Annotated in this window: 12 protein-coding genes; 4 read left to right on the top strand and 8 right to left on the bottom strand. The window is 47.8% G+C overall.

The window, feature by feature from the left end; translation table 11 throughout:
* Window position 1: 1 nt before the first annotated feature.
* The 5 genes from rplC to fusA form a co-directional block, all read right to left on the bottom strand.
* Window positions 2–619 (bottom strand): 50S ribosomal protein L3, encoded by a 618-nt coding sequence (gene rplC, locus GO493_RS22180; RefSeq protein WP_157308420.1) that lies wholly within the window; start codon window positions 617–619, stop codon window positions 2–4.
* Window positions 620–779: 160 nt separating this feature from the next.
* On the bottom strand, window positions 780–1,085 hold the full coding sequence (gene rpsJ, locus GO493_RS22185; RefSeq protein WP_012789286.1) for a 30S ribosomal protein S10: 306 nt from the start codon (window positions 1,083–1,085) through the stop codon (window positions 780–782).
* A gap of 1,003 nt (window positions 1,086–2,088) precedes the next feature.
* A complete protein-coding gene (locus tag GO493_RS22190) occupies window positions 2,089–2,688 on the bottom strand; it encodes a porin family protein (protein ID WP_157308421.1) in 600 nt (199 codons plus the stop codon).
* Window positions 2,689–2,877: 189 nt separating this feature from the next.
* Entirely contained in the window at window positions 2,878–3,579 is a 702-nt protein-coding gene (locus GO493_RS22195) for a polysaccharide deacetylase family protein (protein ID WP_157308422.1), read from the bottom strand.
* 220 nt (window positions 3,580–3,799) lie between these two features.
* The gene (gene fusA / locus GO493_RS22200) at window positions 3,800–5,947 is read right to left on the bottom strand and encodes an elongation factor G (RefSeq protein ID WP_157308423.1); all 2,148 of its coding nucleotides are present in this window, start codon (window positions 5,945–5,947) and stop codon (window positions 3,800–3,802) included.
* 383 nt (window positions 5,948–6,330) lie between these two features.
* On the opposite strand from fusA, the gene GO493_RS22205 reads away from it, so the two are divergent.
* Genes GO493_RS22205 through GO493_RS22220 form a run of 4 tightly spaced genes read left to right on the top strand, consistent with a single transcriptional unit; the run spans window position 6,331 to window position 11,758 of the window.
* Entirely contained in the window at window positions 6,331–6,834 is a 504-nt protein-coding gene (locus tag GO493_RS22205; protein WP_157308424.1) for a T9SS type A sorting domain-containing protein, read from the top strand.
* Between the two features lie 27 nt (window positions 6,835–6,861).
* The gene (porV, locus tag GO493_RS22210; protein WP_157308425.1) at window positions 6,862–8,040 is read left to right on the top strand and encodes a type IX secretion system outer membrane channel protein PorV; all 1,179 of its coding nucleotides are present in this window, start codon (window positions 6,862–6,864) and stop codon (window positions 8,038–8,040) included.
* Window positions 8,041–8,068: 28 nt separating this feature from the next.
* Window positions 8,069–8,482, top strand: a complete 414-nt coding sequence (locus GO493_RS22215; protein WP_157308426.1) for a hypothetical protein — start codon at window positions 8,069–8,071, stop codon at window positions 8,480–8,482.
* 24 nt (window positions 8,483–8,506) lie between these two features.
* Complete coding sequence (locus GO493_RS22220; protein WP_198315796.1) at window positions 8,507–11,758, top strand: beta strand repeat-containing protein; 3,252 nt, start codon at window positions 8,507–8,509, stop codon at window positions 11,756–11,758.
* A gap of 297 nt (window positions 11,759–12,055) precedes the next feature.
* Here the strand turns inward: GO493_RS22220 and rpsG are convergent, their stop codons facing one another.
* From rpsG to GO493_RS22235, 3 genes are all read right to left on the bottom strand, one after another.
* On the bottom strand, window positions 12,056–12,523 hold the full coding sequence (gene rpsG / locus GO493_RS22225; protein ID WP_157308427.1) for a 30S ribosomal protein S7: 468 nt from the start codon (window positions 12,521–12,523) through the stop codon (window positions 12,056–12,058).
* A gap of 31 nt (window positions 12,524–12,554) precedes the next feature.
* Window positions 12,555–12,935 carry a 30S ribosomal protein S12 gene (gene rpsL / locus GO493_RS22230; protein ID WP_012789278.1) on the bottom strand — a complete coding sequence of 127 codons (381 nt, stop codon included), beginning with the start codon at window positions 12,933–12,935 and terminating at the stop codon, window positions 12,555–12,557.
* A 130-nt stretch (window positions 12,936–13,065) separates the two neighbouring features.
* Window positions 13,066–13,356 carry a hypothetical protein gene (locus GO493_RS22235; RefSeq protein WP_157308428.1) on the bottom strand — a complete coding sequence of 97 codons (291 nt, stop codon included), beginning with the start codon at window positions 13,354–13,356 and terminating at the stop codon, window positions 13,066–13,068.

The raw sequence follows: 13,356 nt of genomic DNA on the forward strand, positions 1-13,356 counted from the left end.
GTTACTTCTGGATTAAAACGATTGAACCATTGTGGCCGGGAACGGAACCACTTACCAGGATATAATTCTTTTCAGGGAATATCTTCAGGATCTTCAGACCTTTTACTTTAACCTGTTCGTTACCGGTCTGACCAGCCATACGCATACCCTTGAAAACGCGGGAAGGATAAGAGGAACCACCTACAGAACCAGGAGCCCTGCTTCTATCGTGCTGACCGTGAGTAGCTTCACCCACACCGCTGAATCCATGGCGTTTAACAACACCCTGGAAGCCTTTACCTTTGGAGGTGCCAACTACGTCGATTTTTTCTCCTTCTGCAAATATTTCGGTGGTAATGGATTCACCAAGAGCTTTCTGAACATCCGGGTTGCGGAACTCTTTTACAAATCGTTTGGGGGAGGTGCTTGCTTTCGCGAAGTGATTTAATTCTGCTTTGGTGGTGTTCTTTTCTTTCTTCTCACCAAATGAAACTTGAATAGCGTTGTACCCATCAGTTTCTACTGTCTTAACCTGAGTTACAACGCAAGGACCGGCTTCGATAATGGTCACAGCAGTCTGCTTACCATTCGGTTCGAAGATGCTGGTCATGCCGATCTTTTTACCAATAATACCTTTCATGTTATATATATTTTACCCAGCGCCTGGGGGTGGATCTAGCTATCCCCAGGATGGGCGGTTTAAATGCTATTGGGCGGCCACCCTGAAGGCGTGACCTGTATGTTAAATTGTTGCAATATGAAATCAAATCAGGCAGACCTTTCGCCCACCTGCCGATGTCCTACGCTTTGATCTCCACTTCCACTCCGGAAGGTAAATCCAACTTACTCAGCGCGTCTACTGTACGTGAAGAGGAAGTATAGATATCCAACAGACGCTTGTGCGTGCAGAGCTGGAATTGCTCACGAGCTTTCTTGTTTACGTGCGGTGAACGCAGCACCGTAAAAATTTTCTTCTCGGTAGGTAAAGGAATTGGACCCGTTACCACAGCGCCCGTGTTACGTACGGTTTTAACGATCTTCTCAGCAGATTTATCTACCAGATTGTGATCGTAGGACTTCAGCTTGATTCTAATTCTCTGAGACATATGCAATGAACTTCTACTAAATTTTCCCCTATAATTTGGGAGGGCAAAGGTAATCCGTTTTTTTTTATCAGGCAAATAATTTGTGGAAAATTAATTGGGGACTAATTGAGGAAGTACTAAGATACATATTTAATTGACAGTATTTCAATAGGCTAACCCAAATAAATCTATCTGTCGCAATTTTCTGCCACCAGGCTAAAAATCAACAGGCCGCCGGGGAACCGGTGGCCTGTCCTGTCTGGGAATGCAATAAAGCAATATTTCCAAGCCTGTGAAACTCAGATAGGCAGCCCGCCTAAAAGAGACCCCAACAAGCTAAGAACTAAAGCCAATACCTGGTTTAATAAATCCATAGTTGCTTAAAAGGTTTTTCATAAGGTGATGCCTACTCTGTTACTTGGTTTTCGGCAATCCCAATTGCAGTCCAACCTCGGAAAGCATGGTTGTAAATTACTAGCACTCAGGCACATAACTTCCATTCATTTCGTTCATTATCAACACCTCCGGTCATTCCGTTCATTCATTTTAATATACCGGCCAGGCCGGCTACAAAAAGCCCCCTCCGGTAACCGGAAGAGGCTTCTAATAAGCTGGGAATAAAGGTTTACACCTCGCAAACCAATCCCTGTGGAACGGGGCAATAATATTACAGACCACCCAACAGTGACTGCAACAGGGAAAGAACGATTGCCAGTAATTGATTCAGTAAATCCATGACAATTGCTTAACAAAAAATGATACCTACTCTGTTCTTGGTTTTCGGTAATCCCAAAGGAGATTCAGACTCCCCACCACACAATATTACTGGGTATCAGCAATAACCAGATAGTTCATTTCATTCATTTATAAATATTTATATCATTTTGTTCGAATTACAGGATCAAAAGAAATGAACAACCCTGAACATAAAAACAAAAAGCCCCGGTCACTTAGACCAGGGCCCATTTATCCGTTTGCCATCAGCCGGATGACTGTCATGTTCATGTCATCTGTATCACCATAATCACCTTCCCCTCTCCTCACGTATAATCTCCCTCGCCCTCGCCGTAGGCAGAAAGATCTGGAACCCTACCCCAAAACTCAGATTATGCGAAGTAGTTGAATTACCCCCACCTACTATCAGATCATATTTTAACAATGTTTCCAACGCTACATTAGGCGTAATAAAATAAGATACACCAGGTCCTATCCCTATCTGAACCCCATTAGTGGATGCCCCACTGGCCGGATTCGTTCCACCAAAACCAGCGTTACCCTCCACAAAGAAACGCGCACGCTTTGAAAATTCCAGCTTCTTTACATTCTTGTCCTGCACATAATACCGGGCTAATGCACCAATACCATAGTTTACATTAGATCCGGCCCCATTTGTTGTGCTCAAACCAAAATCCACATAACCACCCAATGCCAGATTATCCTGGATAAAATAAGCCAGCTTCGGATGTAAATCGAAATTAAAAGTGGTACTAGACTTCTGAAAGTTAAACCCAAGATTGGTCAGATCTGATCCCACCATCAGATTTCCCTTTTGTGTCTGCGCAAATGCGGCTGAGCTAATAAACAATATGATCAGGGTCAGGGGTAGTTGGAAAATTTTTTTCATGTTTTAGAGTTTAGATTTAAAAAATACTTGCCATCGATAAATTATCAGTTTCCGGTAAAAGGAGGGGCTCTTACAGATATTCACATGATTAACAATCAGATAAGTTTGCATCATCTCCACCAAATTTGATGCCATTGTATCTGGTTACTCTAAAAAAACTACTGATAATGAATCTTTTAAATGCAGGTATTACTCGTATAACTGTTCCTGTAGCCATTCTATATGTGTAGAAAAGCTCCCTGCCCCCTGCAGATAAGCCAAAAACCCATCCAGGCGCTTTATAACCAACGGAAAAGGAGTACTATGTGTAGACAACTCCTGCAGATCGAAATTGCAGGATAACATCCGGTCCTTATTCAATATCCTGTTCCCCAGATACCGGGTCATTAATTCCGGCATATACCAGATCCCGGGCCAGCCCAGAGGATAACGCAGCACAGGGGAAACAGAAGAAGGGATCACAAAACAACTGTCCTTTATATACATGGTTCTTGGTAACTCCCTGTTATTTAACCAGCCGGCCGGAATACCGGAATGATACACGTAACCGGCTTCTTTCCAGGTTGTATACCGCTTCACTCCCGGTCCACGGAAACCATATATCTTCCTGGTCCCCGTGATCCTCTGCAAGGTATTCCTGGCAGCTACCGGATTCTCTGCTGCTCCCTCCGGCACATAAATTCCCAGCTCATGACAGGATGCCAACTGCTGCGCCTGATCAGGATTATGTTCCGCCCAGGCAGGCGTTACAAAAAAAGTAGCACGTACTCTATATCTCGCAAACAGCTCCAGGATGGCATTCAATCCGGGCTGTAACTGCTGGTGATCTGCTACAGATGGGGTACTAACAGCAATGTTCATGCTGACAAGTAATTGCGGGATCGCTTTCATGAATTTCTTCTAAAGTTTAAGATGCAAAACATCTGTCGAGGTGTATCATTAACATAGACTGAAAAAACTCAGATTCCCCTATGTCACTTGTAAATTTTAAGATGTTTTTAAGACGGGAATTATAGGGTACATGTTACAGGGAAACAAAACAAAAACTAAAAGTCCTGTCCCGAAAACCGGAACAGGACCTTTTATAATCTGAATGAATGCTTACTTAAAATCAGTCAGCGTTCACTTTACCTTTCACTTTTGCAATTTCCTCTTCAGCAATGCTGTTCGGAGCAGGTGAATAGTGAGAGAACTCCATGATGGAAGTTGCACGACCAGAAGACATTGAACGCAGCTGAGTTACATAGCCGAACATTTCTTTCAGCGGAACTTTAGCTTTGATCACCTGTACTCCGTTCCTCATTTCCATACCTTCCAGCATACCACGACGACGGTTCAGGTCACCTGTTACGTCACCCATGTACTGGTCAGGAGTCTGTACTTCTACTTTCATGATAGGCTCCAGCAGAACTGGTTTTGCCTTACGGCCAGCTTCACGGAAAGCAGCTCTTGCACACAGCTCGAAAGATACTGCATCAGAGTCAACCTGGTGGAAAGAACCATCAAACAGACGAACTTTCAGGTTGTCCAGCGGATAACCCGCCAGTACACCACTGTTCATAGCTGCTTCGAAACCTTTCTGTACCGGAGGAATGAACTCTTTCGGGATAGAACCACCAAAGATATCGTTAACGAACTGGAAGTTCTTACCGTCATTCTCTTTCAGCCATTCAGGATCAGCAGGTCCGATCTCTACCTGGATGTCAGCAAATTTACCACGGCCACCAGTCTGTTTCTTGTACACTTCACGGTGTTCAATTTTACCGGTCAGCGCTTCTTTGAAGGCAACCTGAGGTGCACCCTGGTTTACTTCTACCTTGAACTCACGACGCATACGGTCAACAATGATCTCCAGGTGAAGCTCACCCATACCACTCAATACGGTCTGGCCGGTTTCTTCGTCAGTTTTTGCTTTCAGGGTAGGATCTTCTTCTACCAGTTTAGCAATGGCCATACCCATTTTGTCCATGTCCGCCTGAGTCTTAGGCTCAATAGCGATATGGATCACCGGATCAGGGAAGGTCATTGATTCAAGAACGATCGGGTTACTCTCCACGCAGAGGGTATCACCTGTCTTGATATCTTTAAAACCTACAGCAGCACCGATATCACCAGCTTCGATGAAATCGATCGGGTTCTGCTTGTTGGCGTGCATCTGCATGATACGGCTGATACGCTCGTTCTTGCCGGTACGTGTATTCAGTACATAAGAACCTGCATCCAGATGACCGGAATAAGCCCTGAAGAATGCCAGACGGCCCACGAAAGGATCTGTCATGATCTTGAAAGCCAGTGCAGCAAATGGTTCTTTCGGATCTGGCTTACGCTCGATCTCAGCACCGGTGTCAGGATCTGTACCCTTTACCGCTTCGATATCTACCGGAGAAGGCAGGTAACGGCAAACGGCATCCAGCATTTTCTGTACACCTTTATTCTTAAAGGAAGAACCGCACAGCATTGGAATAATAGCGATATCGATAGTTGCTTTACGGATAGCTTCATGGATCTCTCCTTCAGAAATTGAATTAGGATCTTCGAAGAATTTCTCCAGCAGTTTGTCATCGTATTCAGCAACAGCTTCTACGAGTTTAGCTCTCCATTCTTCAGCCTCATCCTTCATGTCTGCAGGGATCTCTATTTCCTGGTAAGTTGCGCCTTTACCTTCTTCGTCCCAGATAATTCCTTTCATGGTGATCAGGTCAACCACGCCTTTGAAAGTATCTTCAGCACCGATAGGCAGCATCAGGGGAACAGGATTAGCACCCAGCATTTCCTTCACCTGTTTTACCACGTTCAGGAAGTCAGCACCGGCACGGTCCATCTTGTTAACGAAACCGATACGGGGTACACGGTAACGGTTAGCCTGACGCCATACGGTCTCAGACTGAGGTTCTACACCGGATACGGCGCAGAACAGAGCAACCAGACCATCCAGTACACGCAGGGAACGTTCCACCTCTACAGTGAAGTCCACGTGACCCGGAGTGTCAATGATGTTGAATTTATACTCTTTTGTATCTGGCGTGAGCTTTCCCTGTAAAGTCGGGAATTTCCAGAAACAAGTAGTAGCAGCAGATGTGATGGTAATACCTCTCTCCTGCTCCTGTGCCATCCAGTCCATGGTGGCAGCACCTTCGTGCACTTCCCCTATTTTATGGGATTTACCTGTATAGTACAGGATACGCTCTGTGGTAGTGGTTTTACCCGCATCGATGTGCGCCGCAATACCAAAGTTTCTTTGAAATCTTAAGTCTGCCATAATATTAAAATGACTGTATGTAATACAATTTGGGGGGCAAAGGTAAATTATTTTTACCAATAAATAAAACCCGCTGTTTTGCCAAATTGTTATTTAAAACTCCTGCTCGTGAAGGACTTTATGGGAATTGAGTGAACCGCAAAATTAAATCAAATTACCATGCCGGCAAACATCCCTGTATGTGTCTGAAAACCAATTGTCATGTTTAGACTGCCGGTTTTAAAATGAATCCTGCCGCAAATGAAATGAGCGTTGACCTAAAAATGCAATTATAACATATTTGCATACATGTAAGGGAATGCACCTGTTTATCAACCATATTCTGAATTCTTTCGTGAGTCATTAGTTTTTTTAACCATTTATTCACCCCCAAACACCTCTACATGTATACCATTTACAAATGTATGTTGTTGCTGTGCCTGGTTGCGGGCGGCATACCTGCCGCACGGGCCCAGTTAATACTGAACAGGCAGGTTAACTCCAACACAGGAGGTACAGGCCTCATCGGAGATCTGACCTTCCAATACACAGTCGGAGACATTGCTGTCAGCACACTCTCCAAAAATGCCTTCATATTTACCCAGGGGTTCCAGCAACCTGAAGAACTTCCGCCCATTGACCCCGGTGTCAAACCGATAATCAACATGGTCCTTTTCCCCAACCCGGCTGCCACCAACGTAAGGATCCAGTTTGATATGCTCTCAAATAACGGAGTGATGCTGATGATCATCAACAGCGCGGGCCAGCTTATTTACAAGGACTACAGGACCTACGCTGCAGGTAAGATAACAATACCCTTCCCGGTTAACCATTTACCGGCGGGCATTTATACTGTCAGACTGCAGGCAGGCGGTTACCTCTTCCAGGAAAAGCTGATAGTTCAGTAAAAAGTCACCCCTTTAAACCATGTGATCATGAAACAATACTTTACTCTCTGTATAGGCATTATTGCGTGGGCAACACTTCCCTGCCATGTTCTGGCACAGAAGAACACCCAGAAAGCACTTAATGCCGGGGCCGCCTTCCTGCTGGTAAATCCCGACGCCCGCAGCAGCGGCACCGGCGATGCCACCACCGGACTGGAAGGCGATGCCAACTCCCTGTTCGGAAATGCAGCCAAGATCGTCTTCGCAGGCGATATGGGTATCAGTGCGTCCTATTCCCCCTGGATGTGGGACTTAAACAACAATGACCAACGCACAAACCTGGGCTACCTTGCCGGATATAAGTCCTTCAACGGACGGCAGGAAGCTGTAGGCGTCTCCATGAGGTATTTCTCCCATGGCTCAGTAGTCTTCCGGGATGATAATGGCATGGAACTACAACGTTACCATCCTAAAGAGTATGCAATAGATGCAACCTACGCACGCAGACTCGGCAACCGGTATGCCCTGGCCATCAGCCTCCGCTATATACGCAGTGACCTCGGACAGGGTACATATAACAGCATCCAGCAGAAACCAGCCAATGCTGTAGCCGGCGATATCTCACTCTATTATCAGAACTATGCGAAACAGGACCTCGCCGGCAACCGCTTCTGCTGGGGCATCAGCTTTACCAACCTGGGTAATAAGCTGAAATATACTGAAGACGGTAACCGCCGCACCTTCCTTCCCATGAACCTTAGGCTGGGAGGCGGCTACACATTTGTAAATACCGTTGAACACCAGTTTACCGTACTGGCAGACGTTAACAAACTGCTGATACCTACCCCTCCCATATATAAACAAGACGCCGGCGGAGACCCCACCGATGAGATTGAAAAAGGTAAAGACCCCAACCGCGGTATAGCAGAAGCGATCTTTACTTCCTTTTACGACGCTCCCGGCGGATTTACAGAAGAGATAAGAGAGTTTACCGTAGGCGGAGGTATCGAATATACCTACCGGCACCAGCTCTTTATCCGCACAGGCTACTTTTACGAACATCCGATGAAAGGCTACCGCCAGCATTTCTCTGCCGGAGTAGGCACGCAATACAAAAACTTTGCTGTAGACATGGCCTACATCATTCCCACAGCAAACAGCCCCTACCAGCGGCGCTCATTGAAATTCAGTGTTGCTTACAATATTGGCAGCAACAGATTGGAATAACCTATTGTAAACATTTCAACCCCGGTATATGAAACCAGTTTCGTTAATACTCCTCCTCCTTTTTGCTGTCACCACCATAGCGGCAGCACAGCAAAAGACCAGGGATATACTCTTCCCTGACTTTCAGAAAGATATAGCTGCACTTAAACAGAAAGAAACCAAACAGGAGGCAAACCCTCCAAAAACACAGGGCCGTTCTGTAAAAGAATCAATATTTACCAACTATCGCCCTCAGACTTCTGCAAACTCCCGCCTGCGCACTCAAACCTCAAGAAGCACCGGTAAAGCACAACCTTCCGACATTAGCAGCGAGGTTGCACAACAGGCAATAAAAGCAAGTGAAGCAGCAAATCCCCGGCCCGTTACACCTCCGGTCATCACACAGGGAGAACAGCCCAAAGAAAAGGTACAGCCCCGGCAAATGCAGATAAAGAAGAACTAAATCAACCAAAACAAAAAATTGATCATGAAGAAGCTATATATGAGTCTTATACTATTACTCACCCTGTATGCAGGCGCCCTGGCCCAGGACGGGTTCTCCGGCACCAACTACCAGGCAGTGGTGCGTAATGCCAATGGTACAGTACTTCCCAATGCCAATCTGACCGTCCGCATTTCTATTTTGGGAGGTTCAGCCAATGGGCCGGTACAATATGAAGAAACCCATGAAGTCACTACTAACCAATTGGGCCTTTTCACCTTACAGATAGGCAGGGGAAATGCAACAAACGGTACTTATGCCGGCGTTCCCTGGAACAACGGTAACCAATATCTGAAAGTAGAGGTCAATCCGGGAAACGGATATACTGTGCTGGGCACCAGTCAGCTGATGAGTGTCCCTTATGCTATGTTCGCTGCAGGAGGTAATCCCGGCCCAGCCGGACCAGCAGGCCCCGCAGGACCCGCAGGACCCGCAGGAGCCCAGGGACCACAAGGCCCTGCCGGCGCAGTAGGACCAGTCGGTCCAGCCGGACCCGCAGGTGCTGCTGGTGCTCCCGGACCTGTAGGACCAATAGGCCCCATAGGACCAGCCGGTGCTGTCGGTCCAGCCGGACCCGCAGGTGCTGCTGGCGCTCCCGGACCTGTAGGACCAATAGGCCCCATAGGACCAGCCGGTGCTGTCGGTCCAGCCGGGCCCGCAGGTGCTGCAGGCGCTCCCGGACCAGTAGGTCCAATAGGCCCCGTAGGACCAGCGGGTGCTGTCGGTCCAGCGGGGCCCGCAGGTGCTGCTGGCGCTCCCGGACCAGCAGGACCCATAGGCCCCGTAGGACCAGCGGGCGCTGTCGGTCCGGCGGGGCCCGCAGGTGCTGCAGGCGCTCCCGGACCAGTAGGTCCAATAGGCCCCGTAGGACCAGCGGGTGCTGTCGGTCCAGCGGGACCAGCAGGACCGGCCGGACCAGTGGGACCAGCAGGACCAGCTGGTGACATCAACGGCGTAGCTGCCGGTGGCGACCTGGGTGGTACCTATCCCAACCCTGATGTTGTACGCCTGCGGAACACTCCTGTCTCTAATACCGCCCCTCTTGCTGGACAGATCTTAAGATATGACGGCGCCAGCTGGGCGCCTTCCGCTGCAGGTGGAGGGTTCACCCTTCCATATTCCGCCGTGGAAAACAACGCCTCTACCCTCTTCTCCCTCACGAACGACGGAGATGGCAGCAGCCTCGAAGGTGTCAATAATACAGCTACCTCAAATATCAGCGCAGTCAGAGGTATTGTAAGCTCTGCTTCTCCCGGTGGATTCTCTGCAGGTGTGAGAGGTATCAACAACGGTACCGGTGGATTAGGCGTAGGTGTCTATGGCTCCCAGGCCGGTTCCGGATGGGGTGTATACGGCGTTACTCCCAACGGACTTGGTGTATATGGCAACGCTTCGGCAAACGGATATGGCGTATATGCCAACAGTAATACCGGTACAGGTCTCAATGCTACTTCCAATAACGGCATCCCTGCCAATTTTTCCATTTATAATAATGCAAACAACAATAATGTAGTGGTCGCTAACTCAGTAGGTAACGGAACTGTGGTAAATGTTACCACCTCAGGCTCAGGTGCAGGCGTACGAAGCTCTACTGCTGCAGGCTTTGGCATTCATGGGATTACCAGCGCTCAAACCTCGGCCGGCGTAGTAGGCGATAACAACGGTGGCGGAGAAGCAGTAGTAGGCCGCACTACCTCTGACATTGCCGGTTCCGTAGTAGGCCGCAACGATGGTGGCGGATATGGAGTAAGAGGCTTTATTGCCACCAATACCTCCGGTACCGGCATCGGTGTTTACGGACAGGTAGGCCTTAACAACAGCACTGGCCGTGCCGGCCGTTTTGAGAACTTCAACCAGACAAATACTACTGGCAATACCCTGGAAGTAGAAACTAACGGCAACGGTAACATTCCTGATAACACACAGGGAAATGCCGCATCCTTCCTGGTAGATAATACCAACAGCGTGGCCGCCGGTGTACGAAGCGAGGTAAAAACCATTTTCGGCAACTTCGGCGCTGCCGGCATTTTTGGTATATCATCCGGTACAGGTGGCTTTGCAGGCCTGTTCCACTCTTCCAATACTTCGGGTAACGGACCGGCATTGGTTGCTATCACTGACGGTAACGGCAATGCCATCACTGCCAATGCCAGTAAAGACGGCAATGCCGTTGAAGCCAATATCGACGGCGCCGGCAATGCGCTATATGCCTGGGTTCCCTCCTTTGCCACCGGAAGAGCAGGCAGATTCAACATTTTCAATGAGTCCAATACAAGTGATGTGATCACTGTCACTACTATAGGTAATGGCACAGCCGGCAACTTCAAAGTAGACAAGATTACTGCTACTTCACCTGCAGTCAAAGGAGAAGTGAATTCTCAGTTCGCCAACTTCGGCACAGCCGGCATTTACGGGCTGTCTTCCGGAACCGGCGGGTATGCAGGGCTGTTCTATTCCTCCAACCCTGCCGGCAACGGCCCTGCTGTTATTGCACTGTCTGAAGGTACCGGTAATGGTATCACCACCAACGCCGGCGGCACTGGAGACGGTATAGAAGCCAGCTGCGACGGGTCCGGTAACGCTGTTTCCGGTTTTATACCCAACTTTGGCACAGGTAAAGCCGGCCGCTTTGCCAATTTCAATAATTCCAATTCCCAGCCGGTAGTACATATCACAACCACAGGTACAGGCAGCACACAGCTGATCAACCACCAGGGCCCTTCAGGTAGTATCGCGGTATTCCAGAGTAACAGTGTTAATGTGGCCCGTATTAATAAGGCAGGCAGAGGTTTCTTCAATGGCGGCACACAAAACAGTGGTGCAGACGTGGCAGAAGCCTTTGATGTAAACGGATCTGTAAAGGCCTATTCTCCCGGCGATGTACTGGTAATCGCAGAAGACGCCGACCGGACCGTAGAGCTTTCCTCTAAACCATATTCCACCCTGGTAGCAGGTGTATACGCAACCAAACCAGGAGTATTGCTGACAGAAGAGGATATCGAAAGCGACCTGGCTGATAAAGTACCTATGGGAGTGATCGGGGTAATACCTACAAAGGTATGTGGCGAAAATGGGGTTATTAAAAGGGGCGACCTGCTGGTGACCTCCAGTAAGCCCGGACATGCTATGAAGGCCGACCCTGATAAGGTAAAGGCCGGTCAGATAATAGGTAAAGCCCTGGAAACATTTGACGGGAATGGTACAGCAGTTATAAAAGTACTGGTAAACGTAAGATAGAATACAACAGCTCCGCTTTTACAGGCAAGCAAAAAGGCAACATCTCCGGTTAGGGATGTTGCCTTTTTCTTTTAAGCTACTTTGCTCCACAGATACTCCCCGTTTCAAGTATCTTTCAAGCATATTTCAGGCATGTCTTAAGCATGTTTAGTGCATGTATTGCGGTAGCACTTTAGCGCCACGGGATATCAGGGAACGGGGGGCTTTAGCAGATATAAAAAGGGAAACATCCCCTGTATATCCAGAGGATGTTTCCCTTATATCTTTATAAACCATCTACCTTAAGCGGCAGTAGATTTAGATCCTGAAGTGGGAGAATGCTTTGTTTGCTTCAGCCATACGGTGAGTGTCTTCTTTCTTTTTGAAAGCAGCACCTTCACCTTTGCTTGCAGCAACGATTTCGTTAGCCAGTTTCTCAGCCATGCTCTTACCATTTCTTTCACCAGCGTAACGGATCAGCCATTTCATGCACAGGGAGATCTTCCTGTCAGGACGAACCTCAGCAGGGATCTGGAAGGTAGCACCACCAATACGACGGCTTCTAACTTCTACAGCAGGAGTTACGTTCGCCAGCGCTTTTTTCCAAACCTCGTAACCGTTATCGCCGGTTATCTGGCCCACTCTGTCGATCGCATCATAAAATATTCTAAAGGCAATGCTCTTTTTACCCTGTTCCATCACGTTGTTAACAAACCTTGTAACCAGCTTGTCGTTAAAGCGCGGATCCGGAGCCAAAGGCATCTTCTTTGCAGCTTGCTTTCTCATTTATAGAAAAATTGTAACTATTTATAATGTATTATTTCTTAGCCTTTTCCTTTTTGGTACCATACTTGGAACGGCTCTGCTTTCTGTCTTTCACACCAGCAGTATCCAGGGAACCACGAACAATGTGGTAACGTACACCTGGCAGATCTTTTACCCTACCACCACGGATCAGCACGATGGAGTGCTCCTGCAGGTTGTGTCCTTCACCAGGGATGTAAGCGATCACCTCTACTTTATTTGTCAAACGCACCTTTGCAACCTTGCGCAGCGCAGAGTTTGGCTTTTTAGGAGTGGTTGTGTACACACGGGTACAAACACCACGACGCTGAGGACAGCTATCTAAAGCCCTGGACTTGGATTTAGCCCGGATAATTTCTCTTCCTTTTCTTACTAATTGTTGTATAGTAGGCATTCTACCTAGATTTTTTTTCTGTCGGTTTACAATGACATCCAAATCACCCAGAATGGGAATTTGGGAGGGCAAAGGTAGCCTTATCTATGTTAATAACAAAATGTTTTGAACATTTTTTTGAAAGTCGACCTCAATTCCCGGACAAATAGGTTACAATATCCTTCCATTCTTCTTCCAGGGAGGTTTGAGGCATGCTCCGGCCCGCCCGGGAATACCAGTAACGGGCATTGCTCCTGTCTCCCTCCTTACGATGCAGGTAGGCATGTACCCAGGCAGCAGTATCGTCGTCAAGGTGCTCTACAATATCATGAGCCCGCTGCCAGTTACCCTTACCTTCCCACCATAAAGACTGGAGGTAGGATGTCAGACCGGCGGGAGGCGCGGATTGATTGAGAGAATTAGTGAATTCAGAAAATGTCAT

It is taken from the genome of Chitinophaga tropicalis (assembly GCF_009758205.1).
GTDB lineage: Bacteria > Bacteroidota > Bacteroidia > Chitinophagales > Chitinophagaceae > Chitinophaga > Chitinophaga tropicalis.